This window comes from Pseudomonas sp. H3(2019) (assembly GCF_007713465.1).
In the GTDB taxonomy this organism is placed as follows: domain Bacteria; phylum Pseudomonadota; class Gammaproteobacteria; order Pseudomonadales; family Pseudomonadaceae; genus Aquipseudomonas.
In genome coordinates, this window is record NZ_VMSG01000035.1 from 23,133 (window position 1) to 41,722 (window position 18,590).

General features: G+C 59.0%; 16 protein-coding genes. 7 read left to right on the plus strand and 9 right to left on the minus strand.

Annotated features, from left to right (window positions below):
• Positions 1 to 223 precede the first annotated feature (223 nt).
• Positions 224 to 1,951 (plus strand): gamma-glutamyltransferase, encoded by a 1,728-nt coding sequence (ggt, locus tag FPT12_RS25895; RefSeq protein WP_145021916.1) that lies wholly within the window; start codon positions 224 to 226, stop codon positions 1,949 to 1,951.
• Positions 1,952 to 2,141: 190 nt separating this feature from the next.
• The gene (locus tag FPT12_RS25900) at positions 2,142 to 3,671 is read left to right on the plus strand and encodes a diguanylate cyclase (RefSeq protein ID WP_256676865.1); all 1,530 of its coding nucleotides are present in this window, start codon (positions 2,142 to 2,144) and stop codon (positions 3,669 to 3,671) included.
• A gap of 23 nt (positions 3,672 to 3,694) precedes the next feature.
• Here FPT12_RS25900 and FPT12_RS25905 read toward each other — a convergent pair whose 3' ends face one another.
• Positions 3,695 to 4,714 carry an SDR family oxidoreductase gene (locus FPT12_RS25905; protein WP_145021919.1) on the minus strand — a complete coding sequence of 340 codons (1,020 nt, stop codon included), beginning with the start codon at positions 4,712 to 4,714 and terminating at the stop codon, positions 3,695 to 3,697.
• Positions 4,715 to 4,826: 112 nt separating this feature from the next.
• On the opposite strand from FPT12_RS25905, the gene FPT12_RS25910 reads away from it, so the two are divergent.
• Together FPT12_RS25910 and mqo are read left to right on the plus strand one after the other, a co-directional pair.
• Positions 4,827 to 5,708 carry a LysR family transcriptional regulator gene (locus tag FPT12_RS25910; protein ID WP_145021922.1) on the plus strand — a complete coding sequence of 294 codons (882 nt, stop codon included), beginning with the start codon at positions 4,827 to 4,829 and terminating at the stop codon, positions 5,706 to 5,708.
• Between the two features lie 316 nt (positions 5,709 to 6,024).
• Positions 6,025 to 7,674, plus strand: a complete 1,650-nt coding sequence (gene mqo, locus FPT12_RS25915) for a malate dehydrogenase (quinone) (RefSeq protein WP_145021925.1) — start codon at positions 6,025 to 6,027, stop codon at positions 7,672 to 7,674.
• Positions 7,675 to 7,998: 324 nt separating this feature from the next.
• Here mqo and FPT12_RS25920 read toward each other — a convergent pair whose 3' ends face one another.
• From FPT12_RS25920 to FPT12_RS25935, 4 genes are all read right to left on the minus strand, one after another.
• Positions 7,999 to 8,679, minus strand: a complete 681-nt coding sequence (locus FPT12_RS25920; RefSeq protein WP_145021928.1) for a glutathione S-transferase family protein — start codon at positions 8,677 to 8,679, stop codon at positions 7,999 to 8,001.
• A gap of 203 nt (positions 8,680 to 8,882) precedes the next feature.
• Positions 8,883 to 9,092 (minus strand): DUF1059 domain-containing protein, encoded by a 210-nt coding sequence (locus FPT12_RS25925; protein WP_145021931.1) that lies wholly within the window; start codon positions 9,090 to 9,092, stop codon positions 8,883 to 8,885.
• Between the two features lie 145 nt (positions 9,093 to 9,237).
• A complete protein-coding gene (locus FPT12_RS25930) occupies positions 9,238 to 10,089 on the minus strand; it encodes a CAP domain-containing protein (RefSeq protein ID WP_145021934.1) in 852 nt (283 codons plus the stop codon).
• A gap of 95 nt (positions 10,090 to 10,184) precedes the next feature.
• On the minus strand, positions 10,185 to 11,642 hold the full coding sequence (locus FPT12_RS25935; RefSeq protein WP_145021937.1) for an MFS transporter: 1,458 nt from the start codon (positions 11,640 to 11,642) through the stop codon (positions 10,185 to 10,187).
• 141 nt (positions 11,643 to 11,783) lie between these two features.
• On the opposite strand from FPT12_RS25935, the gene FPT12_RS25940 reads away from it, so the two are divergent.
• Positions 11,784 to 12,767 carry a LysR family transcriptional regulator gene (locus FPT12_RS25940; protein ID WP_145021940.1) on the plus strand — a complete coding sequence of 328 codons (984 nt, stop codon included), beginning with the start codon at positions 11,784 to 11,786 and terminating at the stop codon, positions 12,765 to 12,767.
• A gap of 325 nt (positions 12,768 to 13,092) precedes the next feature.
• Here FPT12_RS25940 and FPT12_RS25945 read toward each other — a convergent pair whose 3' ends face one another.
• On the minus strand, positions 13,093 to 13,734 hold the full coding sequence (locus tag FPT12_RS25945; protein WP_145021943.1) for an FMN-dependent NADH-azoreductase: 642 nt from the start codon (positions 13,732 to 13,734) through the stop codon (positions 13,093 to 13,095).
• A gap of 99 nt (positions 13,735 to 13,833) precedes the next feature.
• Here FPT12_RS25945 and FPT12_RS25950 point away from each other — a divergent pair, with 99 nt between their 5' ends.
• Both FPT12_RS25950 and FPT12_RS28160 read left to right on the plus strand, forming a co-directional pair.
• A complete protein-coding gene (locus tag FPT12_RS25950) occupies positions 13,834 to 14,688 on the plus strand; it encodes a LysR substrate-binding domain-containing protein (protein ID WP_145021946.1) in 855 nt (284 codons plus the stop codon).
• A gap of 327 nt (positions 14,689 to 15,015) precedes the next feature.
• Complete coding sequence (locus tag FPT12_RS28160; RefSeq protein ID WP_145021948.1) at positions 15,016 to 15,402, plus strand: hypothetical protein; 387 nt, start codon at positions 15,016 to 15,018, stop codon at positions 15,400 to 15,402.
• Between the two features lie 68 nt (positions 15,403 to 15,470).
• On the opposite strand, the gene FPT12_RS25960 is transcribed toward FPT12_RS28160, so the two are convergent.
• From FPT12_RS25960 to FPT12_RS25970, 3 genes are all read right to left on the minus strand, one after another.
• Positions 15,471 to 15,641 carry a DUF2986 domain-containing protein gene (locus FPT12_RS25960; RefSeq protein WP_145021950.1) on the minus strand — a complete coding sequence of 57 codons (171 nt, stop codon included), beginning with the start codon at positions 15,639 to 15,641 and terminating at the stop codon, positions 15,471 to 15,473.
• 110 nt (positions 15,642 to 15,751) lie between these two features.
• Entirely contained in the window at positions 15,752 to 16,492 is a 741-nt protein-coding gene (locus FPT12_RS25965; protein ID WP_145021951.1) for a Mut7-C RNAse domain-containing protein, read from the minus strand.
• 309 nt (positions 16,493 to 16,801) lie between these two features.
• Positions 16,802 to 18,400, minus strand: coding sequence for a winged helix-turn-helix domain-containing protein (locus tag FPT12_RS25970; protein WP_145021953.1), 1,599 nt, complete (start codon positions 18,398 to 18,400; stop codon positions 16,802 to 16,804).
• Positions 18,401 to 18,590: the final 190 nt, after the last annotated feature.

Genomic DNA, 18,590 nt, shown 5'->3' on the forward strand with positions numbered 1-18,590 from the left:
GGTTGTGGAGCACGTTGCTTTCGACCTGGATCTGTCGTTGGCGAATGTCCGGTCAGGGTCGATTGTGTTGAAAAAGTCGACTCTTCAGTGGGCAGCAGGGGCGATAGCCCCATTGTGAAGATTTGCCGGTTCGGGAATGCCAAAACTGTCCTACAGTTTGTGGGGTGTCGCCATCCGATACGACGCCCCCTTTCCCACAAAACAAAAACAAGAGAATCGACTTATGACATTCGAGCCCCTTGCCAAATCCCTGATAGCGACAGCACTCGTTATTGGTTGCGCCTGCGCACAGGCCGCTTCGCAAGCCCCGGTCGCCGCCGAAAACGGCATGGTGGTCACCGCCCAGCGTCTGGCCACCCACGTTGGTGTCGACGTCCTCAAGGACGGCGGCAACGCAGTCGATGCAGCGGTCGCGGTGGGCTATGCGCTGGCGGTGGTCTACCCCGCGGCAGGCAACATCGGTGGCGGTGGGTTCATGACGATTCAGCTGGCCGATGGTCGCAAAACCTTCCTCGACTTCCGCGAGAAGGCGCCCCTGGCCGCGACTGCGAACATGTACCTCGACAAGGATGGCAACGTTGTCCCGGACCTGAGCTCTAAAGGTCATTTGGCCGTCGGCGTGCCGGGAACGGTATCGGGGATGGAGCTGGCGCTGAAAAAATACGGCACGATGAAGCGTGCCGATGTCATTGCCCCGGCCATCAAGTACGCCGAGGACGGCTTCGTGCTTGAGCAGGGCGATGTCGATCTGCTCGATACCGCCACCGACCAGTTCAAGAAAGATATTCACGACTCGGGCGCGATCTTCCTGAGCAATGGCGAGCCGCTTCAGGTGGGCCAGAAGCTGGTGCAAAAGGACCTGGCCAAGACGCTACGGGAAATTTCCAGCAAAGGTGCTGACGGCTTCTACAAGGGCTGGGTTGCCCAGGCCATCGTCGACTCAAGCAAGGCCGGCAAGGGCCTCATCACCCAAGCCGACCTCGACAAGTATCAGACCCGCGAGCTGGCGCCGATCGAGTGCGACTACCGTGGCTACCACGTCGTCTCTGCGCCACCGCCAAGCTCGGGCGGGGTGATTATTTGCGAGATCATGAACATCCTCGAAGGCTACCCGATGCCAAGCCTGGGCTTTCACTCGGCGCAGGGCTTGCACTATCAGATCGAGGCCATGCGTCACGCCTATGTCGACCGCAACAGCTATCTGGGCGACCCCGATTTCGTCAAGAACCCGATAGCGCATCTGCTGGACAAAGCTTATGCAGAGAAGCTACGTGGGGCCATCGACCCACAAAAAGCCGGTATCTCCCGCGATATCAAGCCTGGGGTAGCGCCACACGAGGGCAACAACACCACGCATTACTCGATCGTCGACAAGTGGGGTAACGCGGTCTCGGTGACCTACACCCTCAACGACTGGTTTGGGGCAGGGGTCATGGCCAGCAAGACCGGCATCATGCTCAACGACGAGATGGACGACTTCACCTCCAAGGTGGGCGTGCCCAACATGTACGGTCTGGTGCAAGGTGAAGCGAACGCGATCGCTCCAGGCAAAGCACCGCTGTCGTCAATGAGCCCGACCATCGTCACCAAGGACGGCAAGACAGTGATGGTCGTCGGCACGCCGGGAGGCAGCCGGATTATCACCGCGACCTTGCTGACCATCCTCAACGTGATCGACTACGGAATGAATATTCAGGAAGCGGTCGATGCACCGCGATTCCACCAACAGTGGTTGCCTGAAGAGACCAATCTCGAAGCTTTTGCGGTCAGCCCGGATACCCGGAAAATTCTCGAAAGCTGGGGGCAGAAGTTCATTGGTCCGCAGGACGCCAACCACCTGGCGGCGATTTTGGTCGGTGCGCCGGCACTCGGTGCAAAACCGGTCGGCAAGAACCGCTTCTATGGCGCGAACGATCCGCGGCGTAACACCGGACTGTCGCTGGGCTATTGAGTGAGCGGCGGAGCCCTGTTTCAGGGCTCCGCTGAATGGCGGCTAACTCACCGCTTCGGAGCAACGCAGTCAATCTTTGGTATGGAAGAAAGATGGCCAATAGCTTTCATTTCAGTCATTTGTATCGTTCGAAGGCGTTTATACTGCGCGGGCTTTTGATAAACGTGCGCTCAACCGCCTGGGTACTCACTTGAAACGCGATCTCCGACTTGCCACTTTGCTGACCTCCCTGGTGTGTGTATCCGTGGTGGTGCTGATTGCCTGGCAGATCTGGACAGCCCGTGAGAACACCCTGAGTGACATCGAAACCGACACGTTGAATTTGACCAATGCGCTCAACACGTACACCGAGGGCACGTTCAAGCAAAGTGAAGTGGTACTGCTGGGGCTGACCGACAGGATCGAGAAAGACGGCACCGGCCCGGAGCAGCTCGAGCGCCTGCGAGTACTGGTTGCTCAGGAGATGAAGGCGCTGACGCAATTGAACAGCGTGGCGCTATATGACGCTCAGGGGAACTGGATATTCTCGACCAACAAGCGTGCCTCACCCAACAGCAACCACGCTGATCGAGCGTTCTTCAAGCATCACCGTGATAATCCGGACCGCGGCATCTTCATCGGTCCGGCGATTCTCAGTCGTGCCACTGGCGTCTGGGTGATTTCGGTCAGTCGACGAATCGATCATCCGGATGGAAGTTTTGCCGGGGTGATCGCCGCCACCTTGAGTCTCGAGCACTTCCTCAAGCTTTATCGAACCATTCAAGTGGGGCAGTTCGGCGCGATCAGCCTGACCTCATCCGAAGGGCGTCTTCTGGTGAGGTATCCCTTCCAGGAGCAGGACATCGGGCGTGATCTGTCACCGGCACCGATATTTTCCGAGTACCTGCGCAAGATGTCGTCAGGCACCGTGGATTTTGCTTCAAAAGTCGATGGTGTACATCGAATCTACGGGTTCACCAGAAGTGATCAATATCCCCTCGTCACGACTGTTGCGGTGGGCCAGGACGAGGCCATGCAAGCGTGGTGGAGCCAGACCAGGCAAACGGTTACGGTGGTGATGGTGTTGCTGGGACTCCTGATTACGCTTGGGCGCAGATTGATTGCCGATATCAGTCATCGTATTCGGGCAGAGGCAGAGTTGCGAACCACCCAGACTGCGCTGATCGAGCTTAACCAGACGCTGGAAGTTCTCGCCAGCGAGGACAAGCTGACCGGTCTTGCCAATCGCCGGCATTTCGATCAGTTTCTGGACATCGAATTCAAGCGCGCCAAGCGCCTGCGAAGCCCTCTGTCGCTGATCCTGATCGATGTGGATTTTTTCAAGCGTTACAACGATCACTATGGGCATCTCGCCGGAGATGAATGCCTGCGCATCATCAGCCAGTCGATCAAGCAGTGCGTGCGCCGTCCAGCCGACATGACCGCCCGCTACGGCGGTGAAGAAATCGCTGTGGTGATGCCCAACACAGACGAGTCGGGCGCCCATTCGGTTGCCGAGGCCATTCTCCTCGGCATTGCTCATGCGCGACTTGAACACCTGTCGAGCCCTTTCGGTAGCGTGACCGCCAGCCTGGGGCTGGCGACTTTTACCACCTACGATAGCGACCATGATGAAAAGTCGCTGATCGATCTGGCCGACCGCGCACTGTATTTGGCAAAGTCCCAGGGCAGAAATCGCCTGAGTGTCGCCGCTGTTGGCGTGCAAGGTGAATCTGTGTAATCCGCGATGACGCGGGTGCAGTGTCAGGGCTTTTCAAACCAGCCATGATCGCGGTACCAGGCCAGCGTATCGGTAAGGGTCTGTTCGACGGGGCGAAACCGCAGGCCAAGCTCTTGCTCGCTCTTGCGAGGGTTGAAATGCGTGCGCCCGGCTTCGCGCACCATCAGGCGCACGGTCGCCATGCTCAGCAGAATCGGCTTGCCGGTCAGGCGCGCATAGAGCTCTTGTGTAAACGCCAAGGCGTATAGCAGAGGTAGCGGCAATTGCCGTAGCGGCGTCTTGACGCCCGCTACCTTGCCCAGCAAGGGCACCAATTCAGCCATGGTCATGTGGCGTCCCGCCGCCAGGTAACGTTCGCCACGTCGCCCGTGCTGCGCAGCGGCGATTTGCGCCAATGCCACATCGCGGGCATCGACGACAGAAAAACTGCCGGGAACCAGGCCGGGCAGCTTATTGCGCACGACATCGTTGAGTAACTGCCCCGAGGAGGTCGGCCCGATATCGGCAGGCCCCCACATCCAGCCAGGCAGGACCATGCAGGCATGCAGGTCGGGATGGTCTTCCAGGAATGACAACACGACACGGTCAGCGAGGATCTTGCTGCGATAGTAGTCATCCGCATCGGCCTCGTCGCGCTGGCACGTCTCATCGATCGATGTGCCGGGAGCGCCGTCGAGCACGGCAATGGACGAAGTGTGGATGAAGCTGCGGACACCGGCTGCGTAGGCGTGCTCAAGCAGGCGCCGCGTGCCAGTCACGTTGATCCTTTCAAGCGCCTCCCAGTGGCTGCCGCCCTTGTAGTTGTCGCGAAAAAACGCCGCCGTGTGAAACACCGTATCGCAGCCCTGCATCGACGCGGCGAAGGCATCGACATCGGCCATGTCGCCAACGATCAGTCTCACGCCTGGCAGGTTTTTGAACTGTTGTTCACCTTTGGCTCTGGAACGGACCAGGGCTTTGACCTCGTAGCCACCGGCGACCAGTTCACGCACGAGGTTGTTGCCCAGCAAACCGGTTGCGCCGGTGACGAATGTACTGCGCATGTGTCATCCCTTACATTGATTAAAGCGGATAGATATACCCGTGCCGCCACTCCCGAAAAACAGCGACTGGTGCATAATGGTTTTGCACATTTGCAAAGCAGCGAGCATGTACATGAGTTCAGAAGCGAATTGGGACGATCTGCGTCTGTTGTTGGCCGTCTCGCGACGTGGCAGCTTTCTTCAGGCCGGCCAATTGCTGGGCATCGCGGCGTCGACGGTGTCCCGACGGATCACTCAGCTTGAAGGTTCACTCGGCGAGCCACTCGTCGAGCGTGGAGTTGAAGGCTGCTGGCTGACCTCGCGGGGCCAATCCCTGGTTGAAGTTGCGCTGGCCGCGGAGGAGGGCTTGAGGCGTCAGGCCGCTGCTGGCGCATCGCAATTGCCGACGGAGCTTAGCGGCAGTGTCCTGGTCAGCGTTGGCGAAGGATTTTCGTCTTGTGTGCTGGAGGCCTCGCATCGCTTCACGTCTGTGCATCCGCGCTGCTCGGTGGAGTTGCTGGTCACCGCCGACTTTCACAAGATCGTCCGCGGCGTGGCGGATGTCGCTATCCGTACGGCCCATTTGGGCGAGCCGTCGCTGGTTTATCGACCCATAGGCAAGCTCGCTTATGGTGTCTTTGCCGATGCGGCCTATCTGAAGCGTTTTCCAGCAGCGGCTCCAGCCACCGCGGTGAATATTGCCTTGCTCCCGCCGCTGGACATGTTGCCGCAAATGCGTGCGGCAAGGGCCGCGGGTCTGGAGCGTGCGCAGATCCGAGTGAATTCGTTTGCAGCACAGATCGAAGCGGTAAGGCGCGGGATGGGCGTCGCAGTGCTGCCGCGTATTCTGGCAAAGGACCTGATCGCGGTGTTTCCGGATATCCAGCTGCCGGATATGGAGGTCTATCTGGTGACCCGCCCTCAAGCGTTGAAGCAGGCCCACATCAAAGGTTTTTTTGCCATTTTGGAACAGGTGCTGCGCGAGGTCCTTTATGCAGCACCCGTCGAAGAGTGAGAACATTATGCGTCTTCGTCGATTTGGCAGACCTGAGGTAGAATATCGCGCTCTGGACGCTCTTCTGTTCATTTCTGCGTCCGATATTTTAAAAACAGAATTAGTGTCACCCGAGTAGCTGAAGCCAATGACTAATAAAAAGTCAGCGCGGGAGGGGCCTAAACGTGAGACCGATGGTGTCTGTCGGTCTTATATGTCTACCCATCAGTCTTTCCGAGTACAGGGTTCGACGGCATGCGGCATTGCATGCGGTGAGCCCGGGCAGCTCATGATCAAGAATGGTGGGTGGATGGCGTTCTATCCTAGGTATTACTGAATGTTAAAAAAAGTCAACACAGGGCTACTCGGCCTGGCCATGTCGATGGTCCTTATGCCCTTGCACGCAGCTGAGACAAAGAAAGTCGATGTGCTCCTCATCGGCGGCGGCATCATGAGTTCGACCTTGGGCGTTTATCTCAATGAACTTGAGCCCGGCATGTCCATGGAGATGGTTGAACGTCTTGATGGCGTCGCCGAGGAAAGCTCGAACGGCTGGAACAACGCCGGCACCGGTCACTCTGCTCTGGCTGAGCTGAACTACACGCCAGAAGACAAGAATGGCAAGGTGGAGATCCCCAAGGCCGTTGAAATCAATGAAGGCTTCCAGATCACGCGTCAATTCTGGGCCTGGCAGGTCAAGAATGGCGTGTTGAAGAATCCCCATTCGTTCATCAACTCCACTCCGCACATGAGCTTTGTGTGGGGCGATGACAACATCCAGTTCTTGAAGAAGCGCTACGAAGCCCTGCAGGCGAGCCCGTTGTTCGCCGGCATGCAGTACTCGGAAGACCCGGCGCAAATCAAGAAATGGGTTCCGCTGATGATGGAAGGCCGTGACCCGAATCAAAAGGTCGCAGCAACCTGGACGCCGATTGGTACGGACGTGAACTTCGGCGAGATTACCCGCCAGTTCGTCGGCTATCTGCAAACCAAGCCGAACTTCGCACTGAAGCTTTCGAGTGAAGTGGAAGACATCAAGCGCAATGAAGATGGCAGCTGGCGCGTTTCCTACAAGAACCTGAAAGACGGTTCCGAAACCCAGACCGACGCCAAGTTCGTGTTCATCGGCGCGGGCGGCGGTGCACTGCATCTGCTGCAGAAGTCGGGCATCCCTGAAGCACAAGAGTATGCAGGCTTCCCGGTCGGTGGCTCGTTCCTGGTGACCGATAACCCGGCAATCGCTGAACAGCACATGGCGAAGGCCTATGGCAAGGCCTCGGTTGGCGCACCGCCGATGTCGGTTCCGCACCTGGATACCCGCGTGCTGGATGGCAAGCGCGTCATTCTGTTTGGCCCATTCGCGACCTTCTCCACGAAGTTCCTGAAAGAAGGCTCTTACTTCGACCTGCTGACCAGCACGACCACGCACAACTTCTGGCCAATGACCAAGGTGGGCATCGAGCAGTACCCACTGGTTGAATACCTGGCCGGCCAGTTGATGCTGTCGGACGACGACCGCATGAATGCCCTGAAGGAATACTTCCCGAACGCCAAGAAGGAAGACTGGCGCCTGTGGCAAGCCGGCCAGCGCGTTCAGATCATCAAGCGTGACGAAGAGAAGGGCGGCATCCTGAAACTGGGTACCGAACTTGTCAGTTCCCAGGACGGCAGCATTGCTGGTCTGCTGGGTGCATCGCCAGGTGCGTCCACTGCGGCTCCGATCATGCTGGGCGTGCTTGAGAAGATCTTCAAGGACAAGGTTGCGACTCCTGCCTGGCAGGAAAAGCTGCACCAGATCATCCCGAGTTACGGCACCAAGCTGAACGACAGTCCTGAGCGTGTTTACCAGGAATGGACCTACACCAGTCAAATTCTGCAACTTGCCACACCGCCTGTGATTGGCAAGGCAGCGGCCGCGCAACCAGCCGCTCCAGCTCCAGCGCAACCACAGAAAGAAAGCAATCCAGCGTCTGATATGGCCCTGTAAGACGAAGCCCCGCCAAACACTGTTTGGCGGGGCTTGCGCGCTGGACCGATCAGAAACAATAAAGCCCGGACTCGTGCCGGGCTTTATCGTTTCTGGCGTTTTTTGCGGCCAAAAAAGAGCCTCAAAGCTCTTTGATGGGGAGGAAGTAGAGCCCAGAGGCTCAAGATGCACGTGAAGCAAGTGGTGAGCTTGGTAGGGGTTCAGATCACTCACCACCTACGCAACTGTTGGAGCATTTAACAGTTGCGCAGAACTATCCTAGGAAGGTGGGAGCGTGCGCTCAAGTACCGTTAGTCGTGTGTCGCCGGGGCTTGTAGCGGGTCGTCAAGTGATGTCCGGCGCCCGGAGAAACCGCTTGGGAATGGCGTCTGCAAACGGGTAGAGCGAAAAGTAAGGCCGGGCTTCGTCGATGACTCGCTGGATGGACGGTCTGCGCGTCAACCGGTCGAAATAGGCCCGCAGATGCTTGAATTCGTCCGGGAACGGCACGAGCGTACTGGCGTAGAAAAGCGCCGGGGTTGCGGCGCAATCGGCCAGGCTGAAGCCTTGGCCGGCCACCCAGATTCGCGACGCCATTCGATGGTCGAGCATGGCGTAGGCCGTCTCCAGCGTGGACCGTTGTTTGCTCAAATCAGCGTTGGCGTTGTGCAGGCGGTCACCGACAATCTGTTGCATCGGCTCATGCACATAGTTGTCGAAAAAGCGGTCCCACAGACGCACCTCCAGCGCGGCCTCCCAATCGTTCGGAACCAACGGTTGCTCACCCGGATAGTAGTGATCCAGGTACTCGATGATGATCGTGGCCTCCGGCAGAGCGCGCTGGCGCAGGTGGTCACTGATGACCGGGAACTTGACCAGTGGCCAGAGGGATTGAAGCTCCGCGCGATCTGCATCGTCTGTCAGGTCGATGATCCGCTTTTCGAATTCGGTAGCGTTTTCGTAAAGCGCGATCAGCACTTTGTGGCAGTACGACGACAGCGGATGGTAGTAAAGAGTCAGCGACATCGTTCAACTCCTCAGTGGTGTTGCCCCCTCATCATAGTCGCTGGAATGACGGCTCGAAGGGGATCACTGGTCGCCACGACAGAACCGGCAGTTGAGTGGGTTGAGTGAGGCGGGTGACAGGCTTCGATAGACGCGTTAGAACTGCGGGGCTCATCAAGATGAGCCCCGCAGACGATTCTGAATCCCCCGCCAAGCCTTCTGCATCAAGCGCGTCGGGCTTCTAGCGGCGGCGTGCCATCGTGAAACATGGTCTTCAGTTGTGCGCGCAGCTCTGGCGAATCGACGTGCTTGTGAACACTGACCGCATGCTGTGCGGCGGCATCCAGCAATTCTTTTTCAGAATCGGCGGACAGTGCGACAGAACACTTGGTTTCGCTTGGAAATTCACGGCAATCGATGTATTTACGCGACATGATGTTCTCCTTCATACGAAGGCAGGCCTGCGCCTGCGTGAACGGACCGCTCGACACGTCACGCAGTCCATCGAACACGATTGCGTGTCGCATCGAGTGTGGTAATCCACAAAGTATAGGTCCAACGCAGGTCCGCCAAAGGCCCTTACGGCGTACCGAACATCGCCGTCCAGTAAATCCCCGCATCACTCTTGGGATCAACCGCATACGCCGCGCCCAACTCGCGGAACTGCGGGTTCATCAGGTTGGCGCAGTGACCGGGGCTGGACAGCCAGCCATCGATCACTTTGCGCACGGTGTCTTGCCCGGCGGCAATGTTCTCGCCGATCTGCTGGCCGGCGTAGCCTGCCAGTTCGGCCCGATCACCCGGCGTGCGGCCATCGCGGTCCTTGTGGTCGAAGAAGTTTTGATTGGCCATGGCCTGGGTGTGCGTCTGGGCGGCCGTCGCCAGCGTGGCGTTCCAGGCCAGCGGTTGGGTGGCGGCAAAGGATTGAGCACCGCACTGGCGCGTTTGCTTGCGGGCGCTGTTGATCATCTCGAGCAGCTTCTGTCCCTCGGCCTGCCAGTCGCCCAGGCGGCCGGCCAACAGTGGGCGCGCGAGCACAATGCGCCACGTAGTTCCTTCATGGCTCACGCCGATATCGACGAATTGCGGGTCCAGCACGACCTGGCAGAAACTCTCCCGTACAGCCTTCATGGCCGATGGCGCATCTCGCGGGCCGGCCAACGTGATCGCCTGTACGCTGACCATCGGATAAGCCGTACGCGCCAGCGCCTGCTGCAGGTCGCCGATATTGTTGCCGGGCAGGATCAGGCGCGGATCGGCCGCGAGCGGTGGCAGCTCCTGAGACACCAGGCTGGCGCAGCGCTGCACCTGGCTGCGGTAGGTGTTGATTGACTCGACCAGCTGCGACTCTTCGGTTGCCACGGCAGTGGCGGCAAACACCAGCCCCAGCGACAACGTGGCAAGACGCATAACGGATGACAGGACGCGCATGAAACTCTCCCTTGAGCTGACTGCGTCCATGATGCGCGAACTAGCCCCAACCAGCGCAATGCCTTTTTAGGCTGCAGCCGATTTTGTTTTTCGCGTCATGAGACGTCTCCAGGCAGTGTAGAGCGCATTGCCAGAGCGCGGCTTCCCTGCGCAATGACGAGCGCAGCGGCGATCAGCGCCAGGGCGACGGCGAAGGTGATCCGCATACCGCTGGCAACGGCCTCGGGACGCGCCGCGGTGATGTCGTTTGTCGCCGATGCGAGCACGAACACTGCACCCAAAGCGGACGCACCGGTAATCAGCCCCAGGTTTCTCGACAGGTTGAGCATGCCGGAGATAACGCCGCGCTGGTCCGGGCGAATATCGCTCATGACCGTGGTGTTGTTGGCCGTCTGGAACAAGGCGTAGCCGATGGTGATGACAACCATCGGGGCGATGTAGCCGAGGACCCCGAGCGTCTCCGGTATCAGCGAGAGCATGAGGCAACCGGTCGCCACTGCGATGAGCCCGAAGACGGTCATGCGTTGCGCGCCAAAACGGTCCGTAAGACGACCTGCTGGCACCCCGGTCAGGGCTGCGAAAATCGGTCCGACCGACAAGGCAATCCCAACCAGCGCGGCGTCAAGCCCGAGGGCATGCGAGAGATAAAAAGGCCCGACCACCAGCGTCGCCATCATCACCGTCGAGACAAGCGCACTCATGGCGAGACTCCCGCTCAGCACCGGATCGCGGAACATCGCCAATCGAATCAACGGCGAGGCAACTCGCGCTTCGACGAGCACGAAGAGGCCGACGCCGAAGGCAGCCGCCAACAGCAGGGCCACATTGAGTGGACCGAAACTGCCGCGCCCAATCGTCATGGCCAGCGCATACGCCGCAAGCATCAGCGCCAGCAGCAAAGTGCCCAACGGGTCGAAGCCGGCGCGCTCGGGCTTCGGCGCTTGGCGATCGGCGGGCAGGTAACGATGCGCAAGCAGAAACGTCAGGATGCCCAACGGTACGCTAATCAGAAAGATCGCCTGCCAGCCGAGGCCGGCGATCAGCACGCCGCCGAGCGACGGCCCCAGCGCGGTGCCAATCGCGGACATCGTCCCGAGCAAGCCCATCGCGCTACCGGTTTTCGCCTTCGAAACCGTCTCGCCGACCAAGGCCATGGTCAGGGCCATCATGATGGCCGCGCCGAGGCCTTGCAGCGCCCGGGCGGCGATCAGCAGCCAAAGCGTGGGCGCGACGCTGCACAGGGTCGAGGCCAGTGTGAACAAGAAAATGCCGGCCAGTAGCAGCCGTCGACGACCAGTGATGTCGCCGAGGCGTCCGACGCTGACGATCAGGGTGGTGATGGCGAGGAGGTAAGCGAGGACGATCCACTGGACTTCCTGGAAGGAAGCGTTGAACGCCTGTGCCAACGTCGGCAAGCCGACATTGGCGATGCTGGTGCCGAGCGAGGACAGCAACATGGATAACGAAAGGCTGGCGAGCGCCCAGCGAACCGAGGGTACTCGTGGTGCGCTGCCGGCGACGGCTTCATCTCGTGCTGCACTGATTGGCTTCATCATGTTCCCTTTGTTTGGCGACGTTCGAAACGGAGCTGTCAGAAATCTACGCTGGCGCATAACATGGCGGAAGACGCAGCATTTGCACTTTATTCGTGCGTTCAACGCCTTATCACTCTCACGCCATTCCAGGGGCGATCCATGTCGACACCTGATCTCAACTTGCTGGTCACCCTCGATGTGTTGCTTGCAGAAGGCAGCGTGGCACGCGCCGCGAAGCGCTTGCGGCTGAGCCCGTCGGCGATGAGCCGGGCACTGGCGCGATTGCGAGAAACCACCGGCGATCCACTGCTGGTCAGGGCCGGACGCGGTCTTGTGCCCACCCCGAGAGCACTCGAACTGCGCGAGCAGGTCAGTCAGCTGGTGCAGGATGCCGAGGCGGTTCTGCGCCCGGCTGAAACACTCAACCTCCAACGGCTGGTTCGCACGTTCACGCTGCGCACCAGTGAAGGTTTTGTGGAGCGTTTCGGCGCGCAGCTGATTGCACGCGTCGGCGAGCAAGCCCCCGGTGTGCGGCTGCGCTTTGTGCAGAAGCCCGATAAAGACAGCACGCCACTTCGCGACGGGAGCGTCGATCTGGAAACGGGTGTGGTGGGAAAAAGTGAAGGCCCCGAGGTGCGTACGCAGGCACTGTTCAGGGACCGTTTCATTGGCGTTGTGCGAAAGGGGCATCCGCTGAGCCAGGGCGAGATCACGCCCGTCCGTTACGCGGCGGGCAGGCACATTTACGTTTCCCGGCGGGGGCTCGACAGAGGACCTATTGATGAAGCCCTGAAGTCGCTCGAGCTTGCACGGGAAGTGGTGACCATCGTCGGCGGCTTTTCGACCGCACTGGCGCTAGCTAGGGCCAGCGACCTGGTCGCCAGCGTTCCGCAGCGGCACACCGAAAGCCTGCGCGCCGGCATGCACAGCTTTGCGCTTCCACTCAGCTTGCCGACGTTCACCGTCTCAATGCTCTGGCATCCACGGCTGGATGCCGACCTGGCGCATCGCTGGTTGCGCGGTTGCCTTCGGGAGGTGTGCGCACAACCCAGCAATGAGCGGGCTCTGGACACGAGCGCGGTTGGAGAGGGGGCCTTTCTTGCACCAGCGGATACGAAAAAGCCCGCACAAGGCGGGCTTTGAAAATCGAGTAGGTGGCCGGCGCTGGTCCCCGGCTTACAAGGTTTATCAGGCCTCTCACAGAATTGCACGGGAACAAAAATATGCTCTTCTGCTTCACACGGCATAAGGGCTGGATCTCAGCGCGGAGATCTTTCTAACCGTGTACCCTTCGGAACGTCGCCCCACGTTTCCTTGCTATCCTCTTGCGCATCAGTCTGCGTCTTCACCTACAGTTTCAGGATAGCAAAAACTCTAAAGCGCAGGCCGGGCTTTTTTAGACCGATTGCGTTCAAGGAGGAGAGCGGCAGGATGGAAAAATGCTATCACTAACCAGCCTCCTGAAACGTCAGCGACAAATACTGTCTGCCAATCTCCTGGCCTGCTGAGTCGCGGCCTCACGTGCGCTGCGATCAACGTCTTCGCCCAGGATGGTTTTCTCCACGATCACCGAATGCACATCGGTCACGCCGACAAATTTCAGCCAGGCTTCAACATAGGGCTTCTGAAAATCGAAGCGCGTTGCCGGCGTGATCGACTGCGCCGAAAAATCCAGGCCGCGGGCGTACATCACCACAGCGGTTTTGTTGAGCAGCATGCCTTCCAGGCCGCGTTTCGCGTCAACGCTGAACAGGATGTCTTTCTGCGAAACCAGGTCGATGAAGTGCTTGAGTTTGTACGGAATGCTGAAGTTCCACAGCGGTACGGACATCACCAGCACATCCGAACGGTGCAGGTGATCTGCCAACGCTTTCAACGTGTTCCAGGCGTCTTGTTGTGCCGGGGTCAAAGGCGTGCCATTGAGTCCGGCGTATTTGGCCTCCATTGCCAGATCATCGAATTCCGGTAACGCCATGTTCCAAAGGTCGAGCGTGATGATTTCGGTGTCTGGGGCGTGTTCTTGATAGCGCGCAATAAAGCTGCGAGCGACTTCAAGGGAAGCCGAACGCTGCTTGCGTGGAGAACATTGAATATGCAGAAGAGTCGTCATGACGCGCCTCGAGTGGTGGGGGGCAGGTGGCTCATTGCAACATAGTTGAATTTGAAATATAAATCGTAAATCCATACGCCATTAATCACGAATAAAACTATGTTCGATACGCTGCTGCTCAAGACATTTGTCACGGTCGTCGATGAAGAAGGCTTCAGCCGTGCAGCCCGGAAGCTGCACCTCACTCAGTCTGCGGTCAGTGGCCATATGCGGCGATTGGAAGAACAGATTGGTAAACCACTGTTGACGCGTACCACTCGCTCCCAGCAATTGACTCCCGATGGCGAATGCCTGGTCTCTTATGCGCGCACAATCCTTGTGCTGAACCGTGATGCCTGGGCAGAACTGACGCGCACGCCGTTTCACGGACGGCTGCGGATCGGGGTGTCCGAGGATTTTGTCGAGTCGCGGTTATTGCGCACTTTTCAGGATTTCGCGGCGCAGTACCCGGGCCTGGAGATCGACGTGCAGGTGGGTATTCCTGGCACGTTGCTGAACCTGATGAAGCAAGGCCATCTGGAACTGGTCATCGGCTCTCTATGCGAAACCAGCGAAGCGGGGCTGCTGCTGTGGCAAGAACCGCTGGTGTGGGCCTGGCCAGCGCAACCGGTCACCCGGTTACCGACGCCATTGCCGCTGGCCCTGTTCCCCGAGCCGTGCCCTTATCGAGAAATAGCATTGACGAGGCTGGCCCAGGCGGGCATCGCCCAACGCACGGCGATGTTATGCAGCAGCGCTGCCGGGTTGCGGGCGGCGGCGCTTGCCGGCTTCGCGGTCGCGCCCATGACACTCAGCCAGTTGGGGCAAGGACTGATGGCTCTTGGGGCCGAACAAGGGTTACCGGGTTTGCCGGATGTGCAGTTTCGGTTGTTTACCTCGCCTGAAGCGGATCAGGCGATTGCGGCAGCGATCACTCAGCTCATTGTGGAGTATTGCTCCACGCGCAGGGCTTGAGGGTCTTCATGAAGGGCCGTTATCGACTGTGGATTCAACCTTTCCGGCGAGTTAGCAGCCAGTGCTGTCGGCGAATTTATCTCGCCATAGCGGGCACGTTCAAGCTCATTTCTGCGCCTACACCTGCAAGCCTCCGGGTCAGGAAGTGCGTCGCACCCATCTATTGTTTGAGTGTCCCGTCGGCTATTTATGCGGCGGCTTCCTAGAACTTTTCCCTATTTACTGGTCTATGTGGATACGCACATAAAGCTCGGTAAGCGCGACCCGAAGGTTTCCCGCAGCCAAATGGCGCCACGTCCAATTGTCAATCAGAGGTTGTCTTCGCCCATGAAATCTTATGTCCCACGGATGGTGCTCCTCAGCCTGTTCGCGTTTGCGGCAGTGGGCTCGGCATCAGCAACACAGATGAAGACCTCAACCCCTGTTTTCACAACTGAAGTCGCAGCCGTTCAGGCTCCGGTCCAGGCTGCCGGAAACCCTTGGCCAAGCTTGGCCAGTACGGCCGGCAAGCAGCCAGGGCCGTTGCTTGCCCATGACGACCGATACTGGCGTGACGGCCGTTGGCACGATCGTAGAGAAGATTGGCGCCGAGACGAATGGCGTAGGGAGGAATGGCGCAGAGAGCAAGAGCGCCGGGAAGCCGAACGCCATCGTGATTGGGAGCGCCATCATGAGCATCGCTACGAGGACGATCACCGCTACTATCGTCGCTAATACGTAGCCACGGGATAAGTCCGTCGACAGCACCGCCTGCTGATTTGTAAGTTCAGGTGGTGCTTATGCTACACAGATCCGCTCTCGGAAGAAGTGATTGAGTCGTGACTGGCTTCAGCCGCCAGCTTCAATCGGTCAGCTTTGCAAATGTATTTAGACTTGCTTTTCGGTGCCAATTTGGCGCTGGCCTTTTTGGCGTTAGCCTTTAATAACTGATTTATTTTTTTACGACGATTCATCTTCTCTACTCGGTTTGTACGTTTTCGAATGATATCAGCTTAAATATTGGGTCAGAGCCTTGAGGTATGCACTTGAGCGCTTTTGACCGTTATCTGCCCGAAGCGCTCGACTATCGGTCCAGCAAAGGTGCCAGTAGGGCACACATGCCACGCCAGTGCGAACCCTCCCAGTAAATCCGTTGGCAGGCGTCACAGCGCACGAAGTGCGAATAGAGCGCGCCAACGCGTGGCGGCACTAGCGGCCGGGCCAGTTCCGGGCTGATCTCGTGCAGCGGCAGGTTGCAATGCAGGCACAGGCTGAAGGGCTGCGCGCTACGCGCCAGGTCGAGGCGCTCGTACACTTCGCGCAGTTGCAGCGACGGTTTCAGGGCATGCACGTAACAGCCGTGGCTGATGATCCACCGCTTGAGCAGTTCGCGGTCGCGGGTTAGCACGATGCGTCCTTGCTGCGCGGCAATCTCGGCGATCTCGCCATCCTCGAAGCGATTGTCGTAGAGGGTGTCGAAGCCGCTCATGCGCAGCAGGTTGGCCAGCCCGCCAAGGTGTGCGTCAGCGACGAAGCGCAGCACCCGTAAAGGTTGCGCGCGAACCTTCAGCAGCGGGCTGATGTCCAGCGCTTCGAACTTGGGATACACCGCCAGCCGGTCACCGTCGAAGATCACCCGCTCGAAACCCACCGACTCGCCGTTGAGCAACACCAGCTCGACCTCGGTGTGCGGTATCCCGAGCGCCTCGATCATGTGCTTGACCGTCGCCCCTCGCGCGCACTCGCAGGTAAAGGACTGCCGCCGCCATTCGGCCGGCAGGAAATCGTTGAGCTCCTCGTAGAAGCGGAAGGTTGCACGGGTCATGCTGAACAGTATGGCAGGGCAGCAGGATGAGCGAGTCCAATCCGGAGATCTTCTCCAGCAGGCCCCATAGATGCGTCAGCAACTGGCGGATCTCACTTGCACGCTGTGTCAGGTGCTCGATCATTTCGGCCTCAAGGGCCCGCTCGACCAGCATCTTGGTGAGCTGATTTGAGCTGATACAGGAGTCAGCTCACCAACGCTGCGGCATGAAGATAGAAGCCTCTTGATTAGCGAAAATATTGAGATCAATCGTGGTTATGTCTGCCTGCACATTCCTGTTGAGTTTGAGTACATGGAACGGTTCCACGGTCACTCAGGCAGTCCGGCCAACCGCAGTCCATCAAAGAAGCGCGTGAAATCCTCGGGCCGTTGGATGGGCAGCCAGTCTTTCAGGTTGGAGAGGCGCAAAGTGGGATCCAGCTCGCGTAAACGCTGCATCGCCAACCTCGCTTTATCCATTCGTCCGCTGAGGGCGTGACTGGCCGCCACCAGAGCCACCGGGGGCAGGAAACTGGGCAAGTTGCCCAAGCCCTTTTCCGCCCAGTCCGTCGCGAGATCGAAGCGTCCGGCGAAGAAATGCGCGAGCGCCATTCCGACCTGCATCCTGAACATTTCCGGATCCAGCGGACTCAAGCGAACGGCATGGGTCAGATGCTCGATGGCGGCGTCCGTTTCACCATGCAGTGCGCGCAGGATACCGCCCAGGAACCAGGCAGGGGCGAGGTTTGGATTGAGCAGGCGTGCCCTGTCGAGCAAGGCAATGCCGCCGTCAACATCACCGGCGAGATGGCTTAACGCATGTCCACCTCGCGTCAACGCGACCGCATCATCCCGGCCAAGCGTTACCGCCAGACGCGCAAGCCGTACGCCCTCAGCGATCTCTTGCGTCCGATCGGTCATCCAGCCATTCAGCTTGCGCCAGAAGTGACACCAGGCTGCCATGCCATAGGCCGATGCAAATTCCGGATCGAGATCGATAGCCTTGTAGAACAATGGCAGCGCCTGGTCGATGGCTTCACGGGTGCCGTTGTGCAGTTTTGCCATTGCGCGCAGATAGTAGTCGTAGGCGTCCAGGCTTTCCGTGGGTTTTCGTTTGGCGCGTTCGATTTCTGCCCGTTCGAGTTGCGGCGCAATGGCACCGACGACGCTTTCGGTGATTTGATCCTGCAGCTCGAAGATGTCGTTGAGCGCGCCTTCGAAGCGTTCCGCCCAGATATGCGTCCCGTTCGTCGCGTCGATGAGCTGGCCGGTGATGCGTACCTTGTTCCCGCACTTGCGCACACTGCCTTCCAGCACGTAGCGAACGCCCAGCTCCTGGCTGACGCCCTTGGCGTCCACCGTCCGCCCCTTGTAGGTGAAGCTCGAATTACGCGCGATGACGAACAGCCAGCGGATACGCGACAGGGCAGCGATGAGATCTTCCACGATGCCGTCAGCGAAATATTCCTGCTCTGGATCGCCGCTCAAATTCTGGAAGGGCAAGACGGTAATCGAAGGTTTGTCCGGGAGGACGAGCGAGGAGGAGGGCATTTCCTTCGGGTCTGTGGGTGAGCGTTCGTCGATGGCAGGCCAGTCAGGCTGCTGCGCTTCGCCGATCCCGCCGACCTTGATCTGGCCGACGAAGCGGTAGCCCTTGCGGGCGACGGTGCGCACCAGGCGCTGTTCTTCACCGGTATCGCCAATGGCCTTGCGCACCGCATTGATGTGGCTGGTGATCGTCGACTCCGAGACGATCCGTCCGTTCCACACCGCCTTGAGCAGGTCGTCTTTGCTGACGACGCGATCGGGGTTGTTGACGAACAGCAGCAATAGATCGAAAACCTGCGGCCCGACGGCCACGACTTGCCCGCGCAAGGTGAGTTCCCGGCGTTCCTCATCGAGCAGATAGTCTTCAAACATGAATGGCAAAGTGAGGATCCCCTGGTGACGCGCCCTCAACTCCGTGTCCCAGGCGGCTGGCGATTAGTATTTGATATTGATGATACGGCAGCGCTAAACCCGCCGCACCGTCTGCGGCAGAGACGACGTCGGACTGCGGCGTCTTTGGACGTAAAACCAAGCTTTCGTGGAGGGGAATCCACAGCAGGCACAAGGACTT